Here is a 25752-nt window from a genome sequence, read left to right as displayed (position 1 = left end):
AAGTAAATTTGATAATTCTTAACTCTTACATGCGCTTTTTACAATAACACTGCAATCTTATTATATTTTATAAAAATTTCTAAAAAACTATATCCCTATGTCAATGGAACTATTTTACCTGTAACTTCTTTTATTGATATACCTGTTTGACCATTTACTTTCAGATGTTTAATTAAGTTATCTCGCTGTAATTTAATTATATCTTCATTGTCACTGTTATATTTTACGATTTTATCTGAAAGTCCTTCTATTCTTTTTCCTGATACAGGCATAATACAAAATGTCTTAATTGATGGAAGAAGCACAGTTCCATCTTCTGCCTGTTCATATTTCTCCAATTTATAACTACCATCTGTATTTTTAACATAAGTAATTGCAGATGGAATTATACTGCCACATTGCTCATATAAGGTTTTCCCATAAAACTGGTATGTTGAAGAGAAAGTGGTAACAAATACTTTCAGTTTATTTCCCTCTTCATAGGTTCCATGAATATGTGGTGCCACAATGAGAAATGTTAAATCATTTCTTATGTTTTGATTTTTCTCTATTTCGGTTTTATATACTAATTTTTCAATAGGATCTGTACCATCATAAGAAAAATAAGGCATTACATTTTTCTCTACTATCTGAAGCTTAGAATACCACTCTGTAGGCAGTAAATTTTTATCCTGTACGTTATTTCTTTTTCCTAATAGGTCTTTACAAATCCTCATTATAATTTGACCACGCAAATCATCTTTAGCACTGCTATTTCGAAATTGTAATAACATATAACCTAATGAATCATCTCCAGCTTTTAATATATTTTCATACTCAGTTTTATGAGCTGAAATATAATCCTCTGGATTAGATGAACTATGTGGTGATGACAAAATAATTTTTAAATTTCCCTCCACTAAAAAGGAAGATTTCTTCAAAGCTTCAGATGGAAAACCTTTGGAATTTAAAGTTTCTGTCCTCTCATATTTTTTATTTTTTAAAAACACTGCTTCAGAGTTAAGCTTCTTACTAATTGGATTAGAAATAAGTGCTATACCTATAACACTAATTACAATCACTCCTAAAGCTAAAACCCCAAAAGCTGGCTGCTTATATTTCAATATATTTTTGATACGATTTTTGGTATTATTCTCTCCAAAAGCAAGCGGACTTCCAACTGCAAGCCTTCTACCCACTGACATAGACAGAAGAGATCTGCTGTAATCTTTTTTTATGCTGTTTCCAAATTCTTTAATTACCTTTTCATCACAAGACATTTCCATATCATTACTCATAAGTATAAAGCTCATCCATGCAAGTGGATTAAACCAATGAATGCATAAAAGCAAAAAAGCAAAAAGTTTTATAATATAATCAAATCGTTTTATATGAATCTGTTCATGTTTTAAAATATATTTCTTTTCCTCTTCTAGTAAGCCTATTGGCAAATAAATTTTAGGCTTTATAATTCCAAGAACAAATGGAGTTTTAATTTTTTCACACTCAAAAACATCATCATGAACTAACATAGCAAAACTAACTTTCTTTTTTAACATTATATAAGATATAATGCCATAACTAACCATAATAAGAATACCTAAAAACCATATTATTGAAAGTATTAATAAAATGACCTCTATTTGGTTTATTCCAGTACTAACTTATGCTGAAGGAACAGATTTATTAATTATTACACTAATCCCACTTATACCTGTTTGTACTTTAGGTTGTGCTATATTGCCTACATTTAAAGGAATGTATTGTATTTTTTTAGGAGTATCAAAAATAGGTTTTAAAAAACTAATTGCAGAAGAAAAGGAAAAAGGACTCATTAGTCGAAACATTACCACTATCCAAAGACTATAGGAAAATATCTTTGGAGCTTTTTTCAAAAACCATCTTGCAATCACAACAAATAAAATAACAAAGCTGGCAGTTATGTTCATATTAAGCACTGTTAAAAACAAGTTTTGTACATAATTATCCATGTATTACTCCTCCTTATAATTATCTATAAGTTTTTTCAAGTAATCTGCATCATTTTTGGATAATTTTTTATCACTCATAAAGCTTGTAATGAACTTAGGTAGTGACCCTCCGAAATTTTTTTCTAAGAATTGTTCACTTTCAAATTTTTGTATTTGTTCCCTCTTTACAACAGAAGTAACAATTGAATCTTGGTTCTTCAATATCCCTTTCTGGCACAATTTTTTCAAAACTGTATATGTTGTAGACTTTTTCCATCCAAGCTTTTCGCTGCAAAGCTCTACAAGCTTTCCTGATCCTAAAGGCTCATTTTCCCAAACAATACTTGCAAAACGATATTCACTTTCGCAAAGATTAAGTTTATTCATAACAATCCCCCTTTGGTCTATAACTATAGACTAGATTACTAACAGTCTATCATTATAGACCAATTATGTCAATTAAATAAAATAACTGTAAATGAAGTTAATTTTTAATGCTTAATCCAACTAATACATTGGAATACATCTTCATTTACAGCTACTCTTATTTTTTTTGAATAAGGATTAATTTCCATCATATCTTCAGTGGCAGCACGGCCTGGGATCTTCAGTTTCTATGTCAAAGTTTCTTTTAACTGCTTGCTCCACCCTTTATTAAAATTTTATATAATATCTTGCTTATTATACTTGTAACATCTTAAGTATTTTCCTATAATCAATATATGAAAAAAGCTAATGTTTGTAAACTTGTAAATTATGAATAGTATTTTTAATTCTGCAAATTATATAAATTGAAATATTTATATAGAATGGGGAATTAACATGAAAATAGGACTTGTAAGACACTTTAAAGTAGATTTAAAAAGAAGTCTAATTCAAACGACTTTAGCCCAGTATATCTTAGAACTTTAGTCGTTTAAATTAGTTTTTGTTACTGACAATATATACTTTGACAGACCACAATCAAGAATTATACTCCTATGTTAATGGAACTATTTTGCCTGAGACTTCTTTTATTGATATACCTGTTTGACTATTTGCTTTTAGATGTTTAATTAAGTTATCTCGCTGTAATTTAATTATATCTTTATTATCACTATCATACTTTAAAATTTTATCTGAAAGTCCTCTTATTTTTTTTCCTGATACAGGCATAGTACAAAACTTTTTAATTGATGGACCACATTCATCACCATCCTTTGCCTGTTCATATTTATCCAATTTGTAACTGCCATCTTCATTTTTAACATAAGTAATTGCAGTTGGATCTATAGATCCACATTGCTCACTTAAAGTTTTACCATAAAACTCATATGTGGAAGAGAAAGTGGTAACAAATACTTTTAGTTTATTTCCCTCTTTATAAATCCCATGAATATGAGGTGCTACAACAAGGAAACTCAACTCACTTTTTATTGCTTGATTTTTCTCTATTTCAGTTTTATATACTAATTTTTCAATAGGATCTGCACCAGCATAGGAAAAATCAGACAATGTAATTTCGTCTACTAATTGCAGCTTGGAATACCATTCTGTAGGTAATAATTTTTCATCTTGTACATTATTTCTTGAACCTAACCAATCTTTACAAAGCCTCATTATAATCTGACCACGCAAATCATCTTTAACAGTACCTTCTTTAAATTGTGACAGCATATAATTTTCTGCATCCCTTCCAGCTCTTAAAATACTATCATACTCCATTCTATGAGCTGAAATATGCTCATCTGGATTAGATGAATTATGTGGGGATGACAAAATAACCTTTATACTATCTTCAAAACTAGAGTGCATTCTCTTTAACACTTCATTTTTATCCTCTGCATTTAACTCTTTTTGTAATTCTTCATTCTTTAAAGATGATTCTTTCGTATAAACCTTCTTATTTGCTGAATTATAAATAAGTGATATACCTATGATAATTGCAATAGCTCCCAAAGCTAAAACTCCAAAAACTGGCTTTTTAAATTTCTTATTCACAATACTCCTCCCTTGGCGTTTAATTATAAATTAACTTATTAATAACATACTCAACTTTCGCACATACGAAATTTGGGTCTAATATAAGCACATTGCTACTCAAGTAACTGAAGAAACGTTAAGCTATATTTCGGCTGAATTTTTAAGCGCTAAATTATAAAAGTATCAATATTAATATGTACAACTGAAGTTACTAGTTTTGATTTTAACTTTTACGTAGGGATATAGGATAAGCGTTTACTCACATTAGCTAAATTGTTTTCTTATTAGTCTTAGCGAGAAGTTAAGGAAAGCCTTAGAACTTTAGCCTTGTTTGAGGGAACCGAGTTTGGCAAAGTTCTTAGGTTTTCATTAACTTTGAGCTTTAGACTAATTGAAAACATTTAGCAGTAAGTAAACGCTTATCCTATATCACGTAGTAAAAGTTAAAATCAAAACTTTCACTACACTTTAATTCGCATTATTTTTGACATTAATATCTCTATATAAAACTAACTTTGTAATTTATTTACTATATTTTTTGTCCATTTCTCTACTCTATTTTCATTTAACTCTTTATCATTTTTTAATGGATCTTTAAAACCTATTTCTCCTACAACTGTGCTTTTAGTTAAATACTTTTTAAAATTTTCAAATATTTTTCCGCTTTGACCACCATAGCATCCAAATAATGCTACTTTTTTATTTTCTATTTTCATCTTGGAAAAGAGTGTATTAAAAGCAGGCGCAAAAGTTCCTGCCCACACAGGAGAACCTAAAAAAATCACATCATAATCTTCAATGTTTTTTTCTAGGTTTTTTAACTTTGGACGTTCTTTAAAAACGGCTTGTTTTCCACCAAGTATAAATTTTAAAAAGCCTTTACTTGGTACATCTTTTTCAGGTTTAAGTTCTAATATATCACCATTAATAGATCTTGCTATAGTTTCTGCAATAAACCTTGTATTACCTTCTAAGGAATAATAAACAACAAGTGTTCTCATCCTATCATCCCTTTCTATAAATTAATATATTTATATACATCTAAATTAGCACCCAATTTCACTATAAATCGAAAAATTCAAATTAATTTTACTTTAGGTAAATAATAACACTTAATTATAATATTGTATATATGCATTCACATTAATTAAGGTAAAATTTTAGGTATAGGCCCAGCTGGACCTATGATATTTAGTATTTTACTATATGGAATTTCTATTTTAAATAAACCATAAGAATGAGGAGTATATTCATAAAGCTGATAATATAACACTAAACTATTCTCAGTTAAATAGTATTGTTGGTTTTCCGTTATTCCATTATACTTGTTTATTAAAAGAATGTTATTTTCTTTAATATACTTTTGTGCTAATTCATTAAGAATAGGAATATAATACATTTTAGGGTTGAATAAGTCACCAAAACTGTAAACTTCACCTTTTTGTACATTGGCTGTTATGGAAGAATACAATGTAAAACCATGAGCTGCTTTATTTTCATAGACATAAAGAGCAAAAAGTATGCTTAAAATACCATTTTTATTTAAAGTTATTTCATAAGTTCCAAGCACTTCAGCAAAATTAATAATCTCAGGACGAAGCACCTGACTTCTAAAAAGTTTATCTACTTCATCTACAATTGCATTATTAATTTTTGTTATGTTATCTTTTGAATCTGGGTTATCTATAACTGGATAAGAAATGCTAAATTTAGGTGGCATTAACTTTTGATTTTTAAGACCTACAGTTTCTCTAAAGTCTCTATAATCCTTAGTATGATTTTTATAATCATAGGAATCATATCTATTAGCTGAAGGATTCCAATTATCAGGATAACTAAAATAAATCATTTTAAACTCCTTAATATACATATTTTATCAAATAGCTACCATCCGTAACAGCTGATACCTCTCTGAATAAGTTTTTCTAAAACTCAAACGCAGATAAATATTACTCATAAGTAAGCTCCACCTAAGTCTAAGAATCACTTGATAGTATATTATTCTTTCCAATTAAATAGTATGCTTAAAAATTTAGTTCATTAATGTATATTTTTAACTATTTATGATAGTTATTTAACTGGTTTAAGGTTAAAAACTTCGAAAAATTATTTAAATAATAACATCACCTTAACATTTCTACTAAAAAAGTACTATTCTTTATTAAGTTGAAACAGTAATACATTTCCAGCATATAATTTATATATAGCATATAATTTATATATAAAAAAATAAGAACCTCTAATGCATAAACTAAATAACCCACATCTTGATTTAATGTAATTATATATATAAATAAAAAAGTTTTAATTTTATCCTTTACATATTACACCTCATCATTATTAATTGTTTAAAAGAACTGTTCTATCACTAAAAAATGTTAGGAGGCGTAAATAAATGAAAAAACTCTTTTATTATGTACTTATTATAACTACCTTTTTAACTTTAGGAATGTTTTCAGGATGTTCAAAAAATACTGATGCAGAGAGTAAAGAAATCGCTTCTCGGTATATTACTTTTTTCTATACTATTGATAAAAACGATCTTGAAAATTATAAAATAATAACCAATGGATTTATACCAAACGATGCAAATTCATACAATAAATTTATAAAAGCTAAAAATAGTTGCGATGATAAATTTAAGCCCTTAATGACTGATAGCGCCTATAAAGATTTACTTTTAACAAGAATGTCCTATAGAAGAGCAAAGGATGCATATGAAAATCAGTATTATTGTAAGGTGAAAAATATTAAATTAGAAAAATACGATGAAATTAAAGATAGAAATGAATTAATTTATTATTATACTATTGAAATTATACAAACATCTGTGGTAAATAATAAAAAAACTATAATTAGACAGGGTAATCAAATTTGTATTGTTAAGGAAAATTCAGCATGGAAAGTAAGCTTAGCACCTTATTAAACCATTAACTAAATCATTTAATTTAAGAAACATTGTATTTATAAAAGCGTTAATAAGAATTCTAAAAATACCCTAAATACTTAAAAGTAATGTCCTTTTATAATTCAATAAAATAGCACGCCATTTTTATATTAAATAGCGTGTTATTTTTAATTCTATTCATACTTTAAAGTGATTACTGTTAAAATTGTTATACATAAACATAATCATTCATTACTGGCTGTAAGCCTTTAGATTTAATTGCTTCATAAACTTCATCTACAGATCTTGTGTCTGCAATTTCAAATTGATCGTCTCCCTTATCCTCTGCTTCTTCAACATGACTTCCAATTCCAGTACTAACACCAGCTGAAATCTTAGTAGCTGTAAGACCAATTACATTATCACGGAACCTTTCACACTCTCTTGTGGAAATGGTAATGCTTGCAAATGGCATAAAGAGACGATATGCTGTCATCACCTGCAAAAGCTGAGGTTCATGAACGTCTTTTGGGTTAATTTTATCATTGTTTATAATAGGTCTTAGCCTAGGGCAAGAAAAAGCAATTTCTGCATGTGGATACTTTCTTTGTAAAAGATATGCATGCATTCCTGTGGCAAAAGCATCCTTTCGAAAATCATCTAATCCAAGTAAAGCTGCAAAACCAACCCCACGCATGCCACCTTTTAAGGCTCTTTCCTGAGCATTAAGTCTATATGGGAATATACGCTTGTGACCTGCTAAATGAAGAGTCTCATATTTATCTGAATTATAAGTTTCCTGGAATACAGTAACAAAATCTGCACCACACTTATGAAGGTATTCATACTCATCAGAATTCATTGGATATACTTCAAGTCCTACTAGCTTAAAGTATTTTCGTGCTATTTTACATGACTCTCCAATATATTTTACATCTGACATCTTCCTGCTCTCACCAGTAAGAATCAGTATTTCTTCTAAACCTGTTTTAGCTATAGCCTGCATCTCTTTTTCTATTTCTTCAGAATTTAATTTGGCACGACGTATTTTGTTGTGACAGTTAAATCCACAGTAGATACAGTAATTTTCACAATAATTAGCAATGTATAGAGGTGTAAACATATAAACAGAATTACCAAAATGCTTTCTTGTCTCTTCTTTTGCAAGACGAGCCATTTCTTCTAAAAATTCTCCGCCTGCAGGAGATAATAATGCTGCAAAATCTTCTAGTGTACGGTAATCATGGTTTAATGCTCTTCTTACATCTTCTGCTGTATATTTGTTATAGTCATAAGCATGCATATCACTTATAACCTGATCCATAACATCTGACTCTAATACTTCCATTCCTGGCATGTATTCCATATGATTTGTACATTGTTCACTCATAAATATCTTCCCCCTATTCTGCTAAAAATCCAGTTAATGGTGATGATGCACATGCACCCTTATGTAATACACGTCCTAAACCAGAAAGATATGCTGCACGTCCCGCTTCAATAGCTTGTCTAAAAGCTCCTGCCATAACTGGAATATTACCAGCAGTTGCAATTGCAGTATTAGCCATAACAGCTGCAACACCCATTTCCATAGCTTCACAAGCCTGAGATGGACGTCCAATTCCTGCATCAACAATAATAGGAAGATCAATTTCATCTACCAATATCTTAATAAAATCCTTTGTACTTAATCCTCTATTAGATCCAATTGGTGATGCTAAAGGCATAATACAAGCTGCTCCAGCATTATATAAATCACGAGCTACATTTAAATCTGCATGCATATATGGCATTACTATGAATCCTTCCTTTGCAAGAATTTCTGTAGCTTTGATTGTCTCGTAATTATCTGGAAATAAATACTTTGAATCATGAATAACCTCAATTTTTACAAAGTTTCCACAACCTAATTCCCTTGCTAATCTTGCAATTCTAACTGCTTCCTCTGCATTTCTTGCTCCTGATGTATTAGGAAGTAATGTTATACCCTTTGGAATGTAGTCTAAAATATTCTCATTTCCTTTAGTATTAGCACGCCTTACTGCTAAAGTAATTATCTCTGCACCAGCATGCTCTACTGCTGCCTTAATCAAATCCAAATTATACTTTCCTGAACCTAGAATAAATCTAGATGAAAACTCATGTCCTCCAATTATTAATTTATCCTTCTCCATTATTTATATCCTCCTTTAAACTTCTTTTACTCCTAAAATTAATCGTAAAATCATATTTGCCTGGTGTCCTGCACAAATAGATACTCTAGGTGCCATAAGACCCCTGCCTGGTTCTGCATTACTTTTCCTATCCCCACATAAATAAAGATTATTAAAAACCTTAGTGGTTGTAATTGAATTACTACTTTCATAACCTGCTAGTCCTGATGCTGACACTAATTTAATTCCTGGCTTATTTTCTAATAAAGTATTTATAAGCATTGCTTTATATTCAGCCTTATCAAAGGCCTCACAAACAATTGAATCATTTTCAAATAAAATAGCAGCATTTTCCTCTGTAACCTTTATAGTATCAATAGAAACTTTAATATAAGGATTAATATCTTTAATTTCTGATTTTAAGGCTTCTGTCTTTTTCATGCCTAGATGACTTATTTTATAAGCCTGACGATTTAAATTGCTAGGCTCTACTATATCAAAATCTACTAAATGAAGATGGCCTATACCGGTTCTTGCAAGTGCCACTGCTACACTGGAACCTAAACCACCAAGCCCTGCAATTCCAACTCTTGCACTTTTTACTTTTTCATGAACAAAAGGCGTATGTCTAGCCATCATTAATGCTTCTAGTTCATCTTCTGAAGGCATAACACCTTTCTCTATAAAAGATATACTGTCACCTTCCTTAAGCTCAATGTCATTTTCTGTTTGAAATCCATTGTAAATTGTAATAATATTAGAAGCTTCTAAAAACAACTTTTTTCTTAATAAATACAGCGAACAATATTCTGTTGTCCTACTTTTTCCATTTATATAAATATTCACATTAGCCTCCCCCTACAAAATTAACTACTTCTAAAAAATCACCATCTTTAATATTTGTGTTACTATACTGAGCTTTTGGTACTATTTCGCCATTTAGTTCAACAGCAATTCTCTGAAGTGAATAACCTTCATTTATAAGCAGTTTGTCCAAAGGTATATCGTTTACATTGGTTATTTCTTTTTCATTTAACTTTAGCATTTACTCACCTCTTTTACATCAAGTAAAAAAGGCCACACGAAGAACTACACCCATGGTGGTGTACCCCTTCGTGTGACCTTCACACTCTAAGATTCATTATTTAATTACACTGAGATTATAACATTGAACTAAATTAGCGTCAAGTTAAATCATATCTAAAAAAACTATAAAATTAAGGTATTAACCTTATATTCTATAGCTTTCTAAATTAAAAATAAAATTTTATAAGGCATATGAAAGAAAATAGCAAGTCAAAGATGTTAGTATATTTTGTGTCAGACAAGGAAACAGGTTCCGCTGATAGTTGTTCTATCAAAGGGTTCTGTTGACGCAGTATGACGCAAAATATACTAACATACTGACTTGCTATTTTTTTGAATATGCCTAAACTATCCTTTTAAAATCTAAAGTTCTATTCGTGGTCTTGTAGGATCACATTTAGGTTCCTTTATATCGGAAAACATTGAAAGTTTTGTTAGATAGTAACACTCTTCTCTTGACATATGATCAGCTGCTAATGGTGCTAACGTGCCCAGCACTTTCTTATCTATAATTTCTTGCTTTAACTCATCTAAGAAATCTCTAAAACAAGTCATTACTTTGTCCGCATGATGATTAAGCTTATTAAGTGCAGGAAAATCAAAAATACCAGTTCTTGTGTATCCATTGTATTCTATACTCTTTGAATATAAATTATCAAATTCATTACAATATTCCTTACTGTTTTTAATTAATTCTTTTTCTGTAGGATCAAGATTACTAACTAAAGTGGAAGCATGACCTGATCCATCAAGAAGCCATAAAAGATGAAGATGAATAGCTCCCACATTAGCTATCTTCCCTCTTATTAAAGCATTTAAAATTAATAAGTATTCATCTAACTCATTAAGCATATGATTAATAAAAGTAGGTGGTAGAGACATATTAATTTTACCTGTAATGTGTTTATTAAGTATATTTAGCTTAAATTTTCTAATTCTTATTGCTGCCGTATATGCCTGCTGATTAAGCCTAGGAAAATCTGATTTAGACATGGGCTGTCTTGACTGTATTAGCAAATTATCAAATAAACTTATAAATTCACTTGCCTGCTTAATAAAATCTTCTTCCTTGGGGGAAAGTGAATTTAAAATAAAACGAGAATGATCTCCTAAAATTTGCAGCCAAAATTGATGTTCAAATAATTCCACTTCTTCAATACTATTAAATTTCAAGTATATCCTCCACAACACAATTATTTCACTAACTATATAATATGCTTATATTAAAAATGTGTTACTATTTTTATAGAAAAAAATAGTAATGTAATTTAAATTAAAAAAACTTTCCTACACTTTCATTTATAGGAACCTCAGAAAATACTATGTTCGTAGATGTAGTAGCCTCCAAGTTTGAAACATCATCAACAAATTTTTCAATTTCTGAAATAGATTCCGCACTTAATTTCACAAGTATGCAAGAATGTCCAGCTATCCTATAACAAAAAATCACACGTGGATGATTATAAATAAATTCTTTAAACTTCTCAAATTTACTGTTTTTAAGATCAATTTGAATGATACATTGTATAGACATACCAAAAGCTTTTTCATTTATTTTTATAGTATATCCTTCAATTACTCCACTATCCTCTAGTTTTCTTATCCTTTCTGTTACAGAAGGAGGTGATAAATTAACTCTTTTTGATAGCTCCCTTATAGATAGACGGCTATCTTCTTGAAGCTCCATTAAAATTTTAATATCTGTATTGTCCATTTTCATATGATATAAATTTCCTTTCATTTTATCTCATTTAAAATATATTTATTAAAAAACTAGTATTAAATACTAAGTTAATTTTACCATTTATATATTATAATATAGTTAATTTAGGTTATCAAATTGAAAGGATGATTAAAATGAAAAATATTAGAAGTTATACAGTTTTAAATAACGGAGTAAAAATGCCATGGCTAGGATTTGGCACTTATAAGGGTGACGCTAAAAATAGTATTGTTGAAGTAGTAAAAGAAGCATTGAAGATTGGATATAGACATATAGATACAGCTTCTTTTTATAATACTGAAGAAGGCGTAGGAACTGCAATAAAAGAAAGTGGAATTTTACGAGAAGAAATATTTTTAGTAAGTAAAGTTTGGAACTCTGACCAGGGGTATGAAAAAACTCTTCAAGCTTTTGAAACTACTATTAAAAAGCTTGGAACAAATTATCTTGATTTATACTTAATTCACTGGCCTCAACCTCAAAGTAAAGAAACCTGGAAGGCACTTGAAAAACTTTATAAAGAAGGACGTGTTAAAGCTATCGGAGTAAGTAACTTTTCAGTTAAACAACTCAAAGATTTAATTGCCGATGTTGAAATAATGCCAATGATAAATCAAATAGAATTTCATCCTCAACTTATTCAAAATGATCTAATGGAATTCTGTAAAAATCATAATATACAATTAGAAGCCTGGTCACCATTAATGCGCGGCAAAGTTTTTGAAATTCCACTTTTACAGGAGCTTTCAAGAAAATATCAAAAAACAATTTCTCAAATTGTATTAAGGTGGGACTTACAAATAGGAGTTGTTACCATTCCTAAATCAACCACTCCAGCAAGAATAAAGGAAAATTCAGATATATTTGATTTTGAATTAAGCAAAGAAGATATTAATAAAATTAATGCTTTAAATATTAATTTTAGAATGGGAATGGATCCCGATAAGGTTTATGCAGGGCAAATAATTAATAATTAACTAAGCTTTGGCAGTTTAAAAATAATGCTATATTATAAGCATTTTTCTTTAACATGATTAAAATTTAAGACTTCAACTTAAAAACATTAATTAAAAACTTAAATATATTAATTTGATTCTTTAAAATATTAATTTAAATATTAATAATATCAAATTGTATATAAATCAATATTAAAATTTTTAATTTTAATATTGATTTTTTTAATTTAAAGTGATATATTATAAACACAGGAAAGGAAGTGATAATTTGGCATACAAAGTTGTTAGTAAATGCCCCGTTTGTTCTTCTAAACTTTTCATTTCAAAATTAAAATGCTCTAAATGCAGCACTATAATTGAAAATGATTTTGAAATGTCAAAGTTTGAATATCTTTCAGAAGAACAATTAAAATTTATAGAGGTGTTTTTAAAAAACAGAGGGAATATAAAAGACGTTGAAAAAGATCTTGGCATATCCTATCCCACAGTAAGAGCAAAATTAGATGAAGTTATAACTTCTCTTGGCTATAAGGTATCAAAGGAACCTTCTGTAGATAAGAAAAAAATAGTGGATATGCTTGATAAAGGAGAAATAACTCCAGACCAGGCCATCAAAATGTTAAATGAATAATATATAAAAAACTTTATTATTAATCATAAAAATGTAAGAATAATTAAAACCAATAGTATATGGTAATCCAAATAGAATATTAAAGGAGAGTTTAAAATGAATGAAGAAATGTTAAAAATATTAAAAATGATAGAGGAAGGTAAAATAACTTCCGAAAAAGCAGAACAACTTATTGAAGCACTTAACTCAAAAAGTACAGCTATCCAAACTTTAGGAAATGCTTCAAATGATACAGACATTATAGATAAAATGCTTAAAGTAAAGGTTACTTCTCATGATGGAGACGATGTAAATGTAAATCTTCCAGTTAAATTTATAAAAACAATGCTTAAAACCATAGGTAAAATACCAATAACTGATAACATTAAAGGAATGGAAAACTTAGATTTAAATCTTATTTCAGATGCAATAGACAATAATCTTTCAGGTAAAATAGTAGATGTAAAAAGTGCAAATGGCGATTTAGTAGAAGTTAGTATAGAATAGAGGAAAAAGCTTATGAGAGTATATATTAAATCAGGTAATGTGGGATTTACAATACCCGTTCCCAATATGTTTTTAAAATTTGGAATTTCAATTGTAAATACCCCTTTTATTCAAAAACACATACCTGAAGAAGATAAGAAATATGTAAATATAATTGATTGGAAACAACTTTCAGGTTGTATTGATATCTTAAAAGAATACAAAGGTTTAAAAATTGTTGATGTTCACTCAAAAGATGGAAGTCACGTTACTATAACCTTATAAATATTATTTAGTAATCAATTTTAATAAAAGGAGACAAAATGAAACTTAAAAGAAATTTATCATTTTATATGTTGGGAAGATTTATATCCTATATTGGCACTGGAATACAGCAAATAGCAATACCACTTTATATATTGGATATAACTCATTCTGCAATTATGATGGGACTATTTTCTGCTCTTAATCTATTACCTAATGTAATTACGCTGCCCTTTGCAGGAATTCTAGGCGATAGAAAAAATAGAAAAACCATCATGGTAGTAACCGATATTGGAAGAGGAGTTCTAATACTGGCTTTAGGATTTTTAGCCCTAGTCAGCAGTTTAAATATTTATATACTATTTTCAGTTCAGATATTTATTTCTATTATGGATAGTATTTTTTCAGCATCATCCACAGCAATTCTTCCAGAGCTCATAGAGGAAGAAGAACTTATGAAGGCCATGTCTCTTAGAGGTGGCAGTGATGCAATTTCCATGATTATAGGTCCTTCACTTGGAGGTATAATATATGGAGTTTTAGGAATTAAAGCAGTATTTTATTTAAATGGCTTATCTTTTATAATATCAGCAGTTTCTTCCTTTCTTATAATTTATAAAAATGTAAATGACAATAAAGAAAAAATCACCTTAAAATCATTTTTCACAGAAAATGCCAGTGTGCTTAACTTTATAAGGAAAAATAAAGCTTTAACTCAACTATCAGTGTTCTGCTTACTAATTAATTTTCTTGTTTCACCATTCTTTGACATAGTATTTCCTTATGTATTAAAAAAATGTGTAGGTTTTAATTCACAACAGTATGGTTATTTAATTTCATGTTTTACTGTTGGTATACTCCTTGGAAATATAGCAATAGGTGCTTATTTGAACAAGTTTAGCACAAAAGTAGTAATAAAGCTTTCTATTTTACTTCAATCAGTTGTGCTTTTTGTACTTGCATTTTCAGTATATCCAACTTTCATAAATTATATTGGCGGTCATAACTTGAAACTATTTATAGTTCTAGCAGCAGTAATACTATTATCTGGACTATTCAATTCAGGAATAAACACTCCTATAAATGTCAATCTTCAAAAAATGGTTCCAAATGAAATGAGAGCAAGATTCTTTGCCATACTTGGTGTATTCTGTCAAGGAGCTATTCCCTTTGGATCATTAATTTATGGGTTTATATTAGGCAAATTTGCCTATCAATATGTACTTCTCATTGTAACAATAATATTCTTTGTTACCTGCTTCATTTTTATAATGAAATCAGTGGCAGAAGTTTACGAACCACCTATGTTAGAATCTCAAGCATAGTTTTAATTAAATTTTTTCTATTAATAAACATCATCAAGCAGGAACTTTCATTTTCTGCTTGATGATTTATAATAGTAAAACAAGCCTATAACTTAAGAGCTTCCGAACCATTTTCTATGCACATTTTTAAAACTATATCTTTACTAAACCCCATGTTCTCAAAATACTTTATTTCATCAAAAATACCATCAACCTGTTCCACAGCATATGCGCCAGCATCACTTCCAAGGGCAATTTTAACCCCCATTTCATAAGCCTTTACTATATTTTTAGCCTGTATGGTATATACTTTTCTTATTGTATCAAGCTGATTTTTAAAATTACTATAATTTCTATGAAGTATATTTCCAAGAGGAGAAAGCGTAGGCACCCATATTATTTCTTTTTCAGCCATTTCGTATAATTCTTTATCAGAAATAAGAAATCCATGTTCTATAGTATTAACTCCTGCTTTTATTGCAGCAGATACACCTTCACTACCATTGGCATGTACCATTATTGGAACCCCATATTCTTTTGCACTTTTAGTCATATATTCTAGTTCATTATATGTAAATGCCACATCTCCTACATCACCAAATTTATCAAAGTTAACTATTCCTGTTAATATTATCTTTAGATGATCTAATTTATTTTCTTTCAAAACATCAAATTCTCTCTTAAAATCCTCTATTCCATTGACAGCTCTTCCTAAAAATGATCCATAATGATCTTTCCTGCAAATTGCAAATACAGGTGTTCTGTATATCATTCCTTCCTCCTTTGCAATTTCTCGTGCTAAACATGAAGCAAATATTCCATCTCCTCCATCTCTTAAAGCAAATACATTCTTCTTTTTATATTTCCTTAAAATTTCAGTAATCCATTGTCTTTGCAATTCAATTGGAGAATTGCTCCACTGCTTTTTTTTAAATAAGGTATTATGAGCGATGTGTATATGCGAATCAATTATCAACAAAATCACCTTCTTAACTTTTATTAAGAACTCTATATTAATCTTCTATAAGTTTTTATTACCCTAACTTGTAATGTCACTAGCTATGCCCCTTTATAATTAATTTTTTTTAATTTGAACTAATTTTTTTATCTAAAACATAGTCTAAAAAATCGTATTTACCATTAAAATATGAAGAAGCCTTAAGAGGAATATTAACATCAGGGTATATAGAATCCGTTTCCTTATCAGTAGTTTTAAAGTAATTACTAGAATAATATATATTTACATTTGTATTTGATAAATGTATTACTTTTACTTCACCAAAATGATTTGGTTTACCTCCTGTAGGTTCACCAATAAGTATTGCTTTTGTACTATTCCTTAAATCCATAGAATTTAATATTGCGGAAGAAAATGTCTTTCTTCCAACTATAACAAACAAATTCCCTTTTTTATTAATACTATTCCTTTTATTTATTTCATCTAAAAAATTATCAAAAAGCTTAGAATTTCCACCACCATTATCACTAAAGTCTATAACTAAAGTTTTAACTTTTTTGCTATCAATGGTATTAAAAACATCCCTTGTAAATTGTGAAAAAGAATAATTAGGCATATTGGAACAACTATTATACTTTACATAAAGCAAATTACTATTTTGAATATAATCAAACCAATAATTTTTATCCTGCTTTTGCTTTGAAATTGGAAATTTTTTATTGTACTCAGTATTATCTGATAAAAACTTTACATTTTTGTAATCTGATTTTTTTATAGGTTGTACATTTACACTGTTTGGATAACCTTCAAAATTTAAGACTATATTATCTTCCTTAGTTATTCCTGCAATTTTAAGCATTTCCACAGATCTTAGTAAAGTACAAAATTGGTTCTTTATAATAGCTTTATTATCTTTAGATATAAAAGGATCAATTTTTTCTTGAACTTGTGTCATAGAATACCCATTAACTGAAGTTAATTTTTTCCCCCATAACTCTTTATATTTAAGGGAAGAATCAACTACATAAACTCCATCATCGAATTGAAAAAAACTTACTGGATAGGATGAGTCTTCTTGAATATCAACTCTTGTATGACTATCATTTATAGAACTTATTATTTTTATAAGTTCACCCTTAATTTCCATATCGTTACATTTACTAACTTTTCCAATAAGTGAATCCATTTGATTATAAAATTCAGTTTTACTCTTAGAAAAAAATAAATTTTTATGTTTTTTAGGTAGTTCTTTTTTTACAAATTTTAAATCTGATATCCACTTTTCATCTCTATTTGAAGTATTAAGCATAGGTGAGCTAATAGTCCTATTAAACATAGATTTATAGAAATAAATACCTGCTGCTGCAGTTATAAGCATCATACTTATTACTATAAAAATTAAATTTTTCTTTTTTAATTTCATGTACATATTTTCCCCCTTAAAAATTATTATAATTAAATTTTAAATTGCATTTACAATTTAATCATAGTATTTCTAACTACAAATGAAATAATTTAAACAATACATATGAATGATTTTCGACCTTAAAACCTTTATTTAATAATAGTTTATATAAAAAATAGGTGGATTGTCCACCTATTTTAATCTTCTTAACCTTACAGTTTAAACTTATTTATCTCATCTGTCATGTCATTAGCCATATCTCTTAATTTCTCAACAGTAGAAAATAAATTTTGAGCAGTTGAACTCATTTCTTCAGATGAAGCTGCTATTTCCTCAGATGAAGCCGAGTTTTGTTGTGAAATAGACGAAGTACTTTCTACATTAGTTAAAATTGAATCTTTTTGTTTATTTATGATTTCAGCCGAAGAGCTTACATTATCTATTTCAGGAATTATATTTTCTATTTTATTTACAATTTCTTTAAAACACTTAATAGTTTCACTTATTAATGTTATTTGATTATTTAATTCATTACTCATATCACTGCTGTCATTTAAAATAATTTTTGTATCACTGGATATATTGCCTAATAATTTAGTAATTTCATCAGAAGAATTTTGACTTTGCTCAGCAAGAGATCTTATTTCATCAGCAACTACTGCAAAACCTTTACCAGATTCACCTGCTCGTGCTGCTTCAATTGCTGCATTTAGAGCCAATAAATTTGTTTGTTCTGCAATACTGTCTATTAAATTTATTATATCATTTACTTTATTAACATTATCACCTAATATATTAAGCTTTTGTCCAAATTTCTTGAAGGTTCCATCAACGTTTTCTACTGATTTAGCTAAACCATTCATGTTATTATTACTTTCATTTGCCACATTATTAATTAATTTTGATTTCTTTTGAACTTCAACTAGTGTTTTTGTCATATCATGTATTGAGCTTCCAAACTCAGCAAGTATATTGGTTACTTCTACAAGTTCATTAGCTTGCTTTTCTGTTCCTACTGCAACTTCTTGAATTGCATTTGCAACCTCACCAGATGAACTTTCTACAGTTTTAGCAGAACTATATAGATCCTCAGCCTTTTTATCAATAGACTCAGAATGACTTTTTATTTTAAAGAACATTTCTTTTAAAGCAGACTGCATTTTATTAGTGGACTTAGCAATATCACCTACTTCATCATTAATATTTAGATATTCTGAATTAAGGTTATTGGAAAAATCACCCTTTTCCATTAATTGAAGATGTTTAGTTATACTGCTTATAGGGCTTGCAATTCTTTTTGACAAAATAATTGTTATAGCTACACTTAACGCTGCAAATATTAATATAAGCAAAAATGAAATTTTCCCTATAATCTTTGCACTACTCATAAATTCATTTGTTTCAATAAAACATATGTAATTCCAATTTAAATTTGAGTTTGATGGTCTTTGAACATTTATAGAATATTTTTTCCCATCTTCAAGTTTCATTTCAAATGAAGTATTTTTATTATAAGAATTATTTAATTTACTTACATTTAATTCTTTTATGTTTTTCGAAATTAATTTTGGATTTTTAGCATTTGCTAAAATAGTACCATGTTCATCAACTAAAACAATGTATCCGTTTTCTCCAACTTTAATACCTTTAATCATTTTTGTAAGCTTATCAAGGTCAATATTCATAGTTATTGCCCCTTTAACTGTACCAGCAGAATCCTTTATTAAGCAAATTGAAACTATACTTTTAGATCCATCTGAAGAAAAGTACACATCACTTAAAACAGGTTTATCTGTATTTGCAAGTGCAAGCTTGTACCAATCCCTTTTTCTCGCATCATAACCATTTTTTCTAGATGAAGCTGGGTACTGTACATATCCTCCATTTGATTCAACTCCTAATGATACACTTTGTATTTCAGGATGCGAATCCTTAAAATTTTTAAAAGTACTATATACTTCTGCTTCAAAAGGATCATTTGTAAGTGGTGTCATTGGAACCACCCCTGAAGGATCTTTTTTATCAACATATGAAGTTATTCTTGAATCTGATTGTTGAAGAAGCGCACTTTTAGCTAATACTTGGGTATCCTCCTGAATTAATGAAATATAGTCATCTATGCCCGTATTTACCTGAATTAATTGTTTATTTACTGAATTCGTATAATCTTTTTTGGTTTGTATAACTACTTTCCAATAAACAATTGTACCCATTAAAAGTAGTGCCACTACAGTTAAAGAAACAAAACATACAATTAGTTTATTTTTGATATTAAGCTTTAAATTAAACTTTCCTTTCATATAAATATCCCCTTTCCCTTCTGCAAAATTTACTTCAAAATGCAGTGTTAATTAAAATACGAACTTACCTTATTTTATCATACATTCATGATTTTTTTCCAAAATAATACCAAAAATAATATTTTTTTCTTCTACTTGAATAATCACTATATACTTTTAAATTATTTTAAATCTTAAAACAACTTGTTAAAAAACTATACTATCTTAGCAAAATACTATAACCTATATTGGAATATAATCGTCAATAAAAAAATGCCCGCAGCCCATATTGAATACAGACTGCTAGGCTGTGTACTAATATAAAAATATTTCTGTCTATATTAGCCTATACATTTTATCCTAACAAATAACTTTTAAACATATATCTATGCTTTTAAAAATTAAACTTAGGCATATGAATGAAAATAACTAGTCAAATATACTTAACATACTAACTAGTTATTTTTTTGAATATGCCTTATAACATTTCTAATATTTCTACTGTATAATTTTCACTTGGAGCATTAACTTCAACTACATCTCCAACTTTTCCGCCCATTAACGCTTTTCCTAAATCTGATTCTACACTTATAAGCATATTTTCTGGATCAGCATCTATAGTAGTTACTAATGATATAATTTCTTCATATTCATCTTCTACAAATTTAATTTTAAACTTACTATTAACTCCTATTACTGATTTATCTATATTTTTACCATCTATTACAGTTGCAGTTGAAATCATAGTTAATAAATATTGAATTCTATTATCATTTTCTCTATAGTTTGCACAAGCTTCTTTATACTCTGCATTTTCAGACCTATCACCATGTGCCGCAGCTACTAGTTTTTCCTTTGCTATTTGAGCTCTTTTTACAGTCATTCTATAATCTAATTCCTCTTTTAATTTATTAATATTTTCTTCTGTTAGTATATTCTTCATATGATGTAACCTCCCCAAGATATATTCTGTTAATATTATATATTATCTAGAAAAAAAATAAAAATTTCTTTATTCCGTATCTTCTACAAATTCGCCCATTTTCTTCTATTCCCATGTAAATAGAATCCACAAGCTAATACTCTATGTAAAGCTTATGGATTAAATATAACCTTTTATTCTAAAATTATAACTAATTGTTAACCTATAGCACTATTCTCATATCCATCATTTACTATTTCTTCAATAACTTCATTACTATATTCCTTACATAATAGTGCCCTAATATATCCTCTATCTTTATTGGTGGATTCAATATAGAATCCCCTACCATAATAAAATCTAACAAGTGATAACATTCTAGACGCGGTATGTAGATATAAATTTGTAACTCCTACCTGCCTCATTTCATTATCAACTGCATTCATTAATATTTTTCCTATACCCATATTTTGAAAATCTTCTCTAACAGCAAATCTACTTAGATAAGCAGTATTATCTGGTTTTACTTCAACTCTAACACTTCCAACAAGAACTCCATCTAAAATCCCTACAAACATAACTTTAGTTTTTATTTCTTTTTCTAAATCTTCATAGGTTTCATTAAGAGAAGCAACAAGTTCCGTTATTTCTGCTCTCTCTGCATATAATCTAAAAGCTTCTTTAGATATATCTTTTATTTGAGGTATATCCTCAAAAGTAGCTCTTCTAACTACAAAGGTCATATTTTTCATCGATCTATCTCCTTTTTCTATTTGTTAAAATAAAAGAACAACCACCATATGTATGACCAATTGCTAATTATTTTATGTATAATTATACAATTTTATGATTAAAAATTCAATATCTAGTTTAAGAAATTTTACGGCTTTCATTTAACATTAATAATTTCTAACACTCCTATAATATTAAAAGTAACACGCCAAAAATCTCCTTGTTTACATTAAATCAGCTTACATTTTAATCATAGAAACATTTTATATTCTCTTGTAAATTCTTTAATTTTAATGTATTATGGCATGTTTTTGATCAAAAAAGTTTTGAATTCCTATTAATAAAAAACCGCATTAGATTAATCTAACACGGTAAGTAAAATAATTCATCTCTTTTTAATTTTAGCATTATAGGCTAATCTATTAGCAGCTAACTTTCCACTAAATAAAGCTCCTTGCATCCAACCATGTGTTGCAGAAGTATGCTCTCCAGCAAAGAATACCCTATTATCATATTCTGGTTTTAAAATATTATGTGAAAAAATTCTTTTTTGTTCTGGTGTAAAGAATGCTACAGCCCCTCTAAACCATTCTTCATTATTCCAATGAAGAAATTTTGACTGTGTTACTATAGAATCCAAATAATTTCTAGGGAGTCCGTGAACTTGCTCAACCTGTCTTTTAACTTGCTTAAAATGTGCATCTCCCCTTATACTTCCTATATGTGTGGCATATTTGTTTAAATTGTACGAACCTGTTAATACTCCTGGTTCATTTGGGTTAGCCCCAATCATGGCATGATCTGAAGGATATAATATATTTGTTATAGATAGGTCAGTATTAGTTACACCACCTACAATCCCTCCATAATCCGTATCCTCTTCCCAAAAACGCTTTTTACATAACAGTAGGGTTCTATGTCCATCTACATAATTTATTTCTCTTATTGCCTGCATTTTTCTATTACTAAAGAAAGGCAAAATATCCACAGTTGAAAGTGTTGTAAATGGAATAGCACAAATAACATAGTCAAATTCTTCTGCACTTTCTCCTTTAATATTATTACCTTTATATCTCAATACAACCTTTTTTTCATTTTCAGCTTTATATATTCCCAATACCTGACTGCCACCTTTCCAGTTCACCTTTCCTAGTTCATTTTGAGGTATCCTATATTCTTTAGGTACTTTAGATGTTAAAGACTTGTAAAATGCAATTGGCAAGTTTACATTGCCACCAGCAACTCTATAAAGATAAGAAAAATTTTCTGGATAATCCTCCTGTAATACCTCATTATAAGATAAATCAATTAATGCGCCTGTAAATGCATCAACGCTTGCTATCATATCTATAGCATCATGACTGAGCCCCAGCATTTCAAAATTTTGACGAATGCTAATATTAAGTAAAGTATTGTAACTTGGATCATATGCAGGAAGAATCTTTAAAATTTCAGCTCTTGTTTCTGGATGCAGCTTATTCATGAAAAAATGCACTGCATATTCATAAAGCTTGGGCCAGATCGTATTTTTTTCTATTTGCCTTAAATTGTATTTTGGATAAATCTTTTCTTCAATGCTTTTAGGATCTTTTCTAGCTCTTGTTTCTTGTACATATACAAAGGCATTAGGATTGTTTTGAATAAATGGCTGTGTAGCAAGTCCAAAAAGATTAATATAATGCCAGGTGGTTTCATGTGCCACTGGAATCCTAAGTGGACCAAGTTCACCATAAAACTTTTTATCTTCGTCAAAATAGTAAGTATATACTCTCCCTCCCACTCTATCTTCTAGAGCATCAAATACTGTTATATCAAATCCAAGTTTTCTAAGTTCAAAAGCTGCTGACATGCCAGCAAGACCTCCGCCTATAATACCTACCTTAATTTGTTTAAATTCACCTGGATGCGCATAATTTAGAATATCTGATGGAGGACTCAAAAGTTTAATAATATTGTTAAAATCTCCTAATCTATCTGACTTACGTAATGCATTTTTTAGTAATGCATACCTTTGTTCATTAGTTGGATTTAATGGTTGGACACCAATTCCATATCTCTCCATAAAACGTTACAACTCCTCAAAATATCTCCTAATAACATATATATTCAATTTTATATGTCTAATTCCAAAATTAAAATTATATCCATGTATAAAAATAATAGATAAACCATACACATATTATTGTGTAGTTTATCTATTACTTTAACTTGCTAATTATGATGTTTTTCTTATATAAATCATACTTAAAAATTATCCAATTTGTTTACTTTATATTAAGTACCACAAAAAGTTCTATAAGCACAATTTCTTTTCTTAGGAAGAAGAGCATATTCATCCTGCTTTGCAGAGTATTCAAACGGGTTTGAAAGAACATTATTAAGTTTTTCCATTATACTATAGTCTCCATTTATTGCAGCTTCTAGTGCCTCTTCTACTTTGTGATTTCGTGGAATTATTGCAGGGTTGCTGCTTTTCATTAACTTATATGAGGATTCCTTTGGTTCCTTTTGTCTCTCCAGCCTTGTCTGCCACATTTCATGCCACTTAACAAATTCTTCAGTATCAAATATCATCATATCATCCGATTTATTAAGAGTTAATGCACGGAATGTATTTGTATAGTCTGCACCATATTTCTCCATTATACTAAGTAGTTTTCCAATAAGGGCTTCATCCTCTATTTCTATATTAAATATTCCAAGTTTTGCCCTCATTCCTGTTATCCAATTATTATGATACAAATCATCAAAGTTCGAAATAGCATCCTTTGCCAGTTTTACAGCCAGCTCCTCATTATCACTGATAAGTGGAAGTAATGCTTCAGCTAATCTAGATAGATTCCACGCAGCAATATTAGGCTGGTTACTATAGGCATATCGTCCATAAATGTCAATGGAGCTAAATACTGTTTCTGGATTATAGCTATCCATAAAAGCACAAGGTCCATAATCAATGGTTTCTCCACTAATAGCCATATTATCTGTATTCATAACTCCGTGGATAAAGCCAACTAACTGCCATTTAGCAATTAACGAGGCCTGGCGTCTAATTATTTCATCAAGCATAGAAAGATAGCGATCTTCATCATTATGAATCTCTGGAAAATGTCTTTTTAATGTATAATCAGCTAGTGCTCTAAGCTCCTCTACACTGCACCAGTTTGAAGCATATTGAAAAGTACCTACGCGCAAGTGACTAGCAGCTACACGTGTAAGAATTGCACCAATCTCTTCTTTTTCACGAAATACTTTTTCACCAGTTGTAACTACTGCTAAACTCCGGGTTGTGGGAATATTAAGTTCATGCATTGCTTCACTTATAATATATTCTCTAAGCATAGGTCCAAGCGCTGCTCTGCCATCTCCTCCACGAGAATATGGTGTTCTACCTGAGCCCTTAAGCTGAATATCAAATCGTTGTCCTTTTGGGGTAATTTGTTCACCAAGCAGTAAGGCCCTGCCATCTCCAAGCATGGTAAAATGTCCAAATTGATGTCCTGCATAAGCTTGAGCAATAGGTACAGCTCCTTCAGGAATTTCATTTCCAGCAAATATAGCTGCACCCTCATTATCTTTTAGCTTTTCAAAGTTAAATCCCAAAGACTTTGCAAGTGGATGATTGAGAATGATTAACTTTGGTGAAGATACAGAGTTTGGATTAAGTCTTGTAAAAAATGATTGTGGCAATTGTGCATAACTATTGTCTAAGTTCCATCCTGCTTTTACTACTGTTTTCGTCTCTGTTATCATATCTCTCTTTTCCTCCTATCTTTATCTAATGGCTGCCTTAAGGTTTATTGATATAAAAATAATGAAGCTATTTTTAGTGTCCTCTTCTTCTAATCTTATTATGCGTTTATGAATTTTATTTTCTTTAGCAATTTTGCACTTTACTTCATATGAAAAAAATGATTATGTTATAATAAAGAAAAAAGTTTTTATACTTCTGTATTAAACATTTTTTCAATACTTAAAACTTTGTTAGTATCATATCTCTTAAATTAACCATGTAAAATGAGGTTTTGATTGTGTTAATAGTCCCATCAAAATCTTATAAATAAGCTTAAAGTAGGTGT

The 25752-nt window shown here is 29.2% G+C and carries 23 protein-coding genes and 1 pseudogene; 6 read left to right on the top strand and 18 right to left on the bottom strand.

What is annotated here, in order from left to right:
* Positions 1-95 precede the first annotated feature (95 nt).
* The 5 genes and pseudogenes from HBE96_RS07420 to HBE96_RS07400 form a co-directional block, all read right to left on the bottom strand.
* Positions 96-1928: pseudogene (locus tag HBE96_RS07420) on the bottom strand (M56 family metallopeptidase).
* A gap of 45 nt (positions 1929-1973) precedes the next feature.
* On the bottom strand, positions 1974-2336 hold the full coding sequence (locus HBE96_RS07415) for a BlaI/MecI/CopY family transcriptional regulator (RefSeq protein ID WP_169297122.1): 363 nt from the start codon (positions 2334-2336) through the stop codon (positions 1974-1976).
* A gap of 591 nt (positions 2337-2927) precedes the next feature.
* Positions 2928-3929 (bottom strand): hypothetical protein, encoded by a 1002-nt coding sequence (locus HBE96_RS07410; protein WP_169297121.1) that lies wholly within the window; start codon positions 3927-3929, stop codon positions 2928-2930.
* 491 nt (positions 3930-4420) lie between these two features.
* Positions 4421-4912 (bottom strand): flavodoxin family protein, encoded by a 492-nt coding sequence (locus tag HBE96_RS07405; RefSeq protein WP_169297120.1) that lies wholly within the window; start codon positions 4910-4912, stop codon positions 4421-4423.
* A 146-nt stretch (positions 4913-5058) separates the two neighbouring features.
* A complete protein-coding gene (locus tag HBE96_RS07400; RefSeq protein WP_169297119.1) occupies positions 5059-5760 on the bottom strand; it encodes a DUF3298 and DUF4163 domain-containing protein in 702 nt (233 codons plus the stop codon).
* A gap of 546 nt (positions 5761-6306) precedes the next feature.
* Here HBE96_RS07400 and HBE96_RS07395 point away from each other — a divergent pair.
* Positions 6307-6837, top strand: a complete 531-nt coding sequence (locus HBE96_RS07395) for a hypothetical protein (protein WP_169297118.1) — start codon at positions 6307-6309, stop codon at positions 6835-6837.
* 190 nt (positions 6838-7027) lie between these two features.
* Here the strand turns inward: HBE96_RS07395 and thiH are convergent, their stop codons facing one another.
* From thiH to HBE96_RS07365, 6 genes are all read right to left on the bottom strand, one after another.
* Complete coding sequence (gene thiH, locus HBE96_RS07390) at positions 7028-8188, bottom strand: 2-iminoacetate synthase ThiH (RefSeq protein ID WP_169297117.1); 1161 nt, start codon at positions 8186-8188, stop codon at positions 7028-7030.
* 13 nt (positions 8189-8201) lie between these two features.
* Positions 8202-8972, bottom strand: a complete 771-nt coding sequence (locus tag HBE96_RS07385; RefSeq protein ID WP_169297116.1) for a thiazole synthase — start codon at positions 8970-8972, stop codon at positions 8202-8204.
* 15 nt (positions 8973-8987) lie between these two features.
* Positions 8988-9797 carry a sulfur carrier protein ThiS adenylyltransferase ThiF gene (thiF, locus tag HBE96_RS07380; protein WP_169297115.1) on the bottom strand — a complete coding sequence of 270 codons (810 nt, stop codon included), beginning with the start codon at positions 9795-9797 and terminating at the stop codon, positions 8988-8990.
* Between the two features lies 1 nt (position 9798).
* Complete coding sequence (gene thiS / locus HBE96_RS07375) at positions 9799-9996, bottom strand: sulfur carrier protein ThiS (protein WP_169297114.1); 198 nt, start codon at positions 9994-9996, stop codon at positions 9799-9801.
* A gap of 404 nt (positions 9997-10400) precedes the next feature.
* Positions 10401-11210 (bottom strand): DUF2935 domain-containing protein, encoded by an 810-nt coding sequence (locus HBE96_RS07370; protein WP_169297113.1) that lies wholly within the window; start codon positions 11208-11210, stop codon positions 10401-10403.
* A gap of 100 nt (positions 11211-11310) precedes the next feature.
* Positions 11311-11757 carry an Lrp/AsnC family transcriptional regulator gene (locus HBE96_RS07365; RefSeq protein WP_169297112.1) on the bottom strand — a complete coding sequence of 149 codons (447 nt, stop codon included), beginning with the start codon at positions 11755-11757 and terminating at the stop codon, positions 11311-11313.
* Between the two features lie 137 nt (positions 11758-11894).
* Here HBE96_RS07365 and HBE96_RS07360 point away from each other — a divergent pair, with 137 nt between their 5' ends.
* From HBE96_RS07360 to HBE96_RS07340, 5 genes are all read left to right on the top strand, one after another.
* On the top strand, positions 11895-12737 hold the full coding sequence (locus HBE96_RS07360) for an aldo/keto reductase (RefSeq protein WP_169297111.1): 843 nt from the start codon (positions 11895-11897) through the stop codon (positions 12735-12737).
* Positions 12738-12984: 247 nt separating this feature from the next.
* On the top strand, positions 12985-13347 hold the full coding sequence (locus HBE96_RS07355; RefSeq protein ID WP_169297110.1) for a DUF2089 domain-containing protein: 363 nt from the start codon (positions 12985-12987) through the stop codon (positions 13345-13347).
* Between the two features lie 96 nt (positions 13348-13443).
* Entirely contained in the window at positions 13444-13833 is a 390-nt protein-coding gene (locus HBE96_RS07350; protein WP_169297109.1) for an SHOCT-like domain-containing protein, read from the top strand.
* 12 nt (positions 13834-13845) lie between these two features.
* A complete protein-coding gene (locus tag HBE96_RS07345; RefSeq protein WP_169297108.1) occupies positions 13846-14097 on the top strand; it encodes a hypothetical protein in 252 nt (83 codons plus the stop codon).
* Between the two features lie 38 nt (positions 14098-14135).
* A complete protein-coding gene (locus HBE96_RS07340) occupies positions 14136-15401 on the top strand; it encodes an MFS transporter (RefSeq protein ID WP_169297107.1) in 1266 nt (421 codons plus the stop codon).
* Between the two features lie 85 nt (positions 15402-15486).
* On the opposite strand, the gene HBE96_RS07335 is transcribed toward HBE96_RS07340, so the two are convergent.
* From HBE96_RS07335 to HBE96_RS07305, 7 genes are all read right to left on the bottom strand, one after another.
* On the bottom strand, positions 15487-16365 hold the full coding sequence (locus tag HBE96_RS07335; protein ID WP_342590161.1) for an amidohydrolase family protein: 879 nt from the start codon (positions 16363-16365) through the stop codon (positions 15487-15489).
* Between the two features lie 100 nt (positions 16366-16465).
* Positions 16466-17767 (bottom strand): S41 family peptidase, encoded by a 1302-nt coding sequence (locus tag HBE96_RS07330; protein WP_243186857.1) that lies wholly within the window; start codon positions 17765-17767, stop codon positions 16466-16468.
* Between the two features lie 188 nt (positions 17768-17955).
* On the bottom strand, positions 17956-20043 hold the full coding sequence (locus tag HBE96_RS07325; protein WP_169297105.1) for a methyl-accepting chemotaxis protein: 2088 nt from the start codon (positions 20041-20043) through the stop codon (positions 17956-17958).
* Between the two features lie 457 nt (positions 20044-20500).
* On the bottom strand, positions 20501-20965 hold the full coding sequence (locus HBE96_RS07320) for a GreA/GreB family elongation factor (RefSeq protein ID WP_169297104.1): 465 nt from the start codon (positions 20963-20965) through the stop codon (positions 20501-20503).
* A 197-nt stretch (positions 20966-21162) separates the two neighbouring features.
* Positions 21163-21696 carry a GNAT family N-acetyltransferase gene (locus tag HBE96_RS07315; protein WP_169297103.1) on the bottom strand — a complete coding sequence of 178 codons (534 nt, stop codon included), beginning with the start codon at positions 21694-21696 and terminating at the stop codon, positions 21163-21165.
* 365 nt (positions 21697-22061) lie between these two features.
* Positions 22062-23738, bottom strand: a complete 1677-nt coding sequence (locus tag HBE96_RS07310; protein ID WP_169297102.1) for a flavin monoamine oxidase family protein — start codon at positions 23736-23738, stop codon at positions 22062-22064.
* 212 nt (positions 23739-23950) lie between these two features.
* Positions 23951-25423, bottom strand: a complete 1473-nt coding sequence (locus HBE96_RS07305) for a protein adenylyltransferase SelO (protein ID WP_342590163.1) — start codon at positions 25421-25423, stop codon at positions 23951-23953.
* Between the last annotated feature and the right edge of the window lie 329 nt (positions 25424-25752).

Source organism: Clostridium muellerianum (assembly GCF_012926525.1).
GTDB classification, from domain to species: Bacteria; Bacillota; Clostridia; order Clostridiales; family Clostridiaceae; genus Clostridium_AM; species Clostridium_AM muellerianum.
Note: the sequence above shows the minus strand (reverse complement) of the source record. Positions and strands in the feature narration are given on the sequence as shown.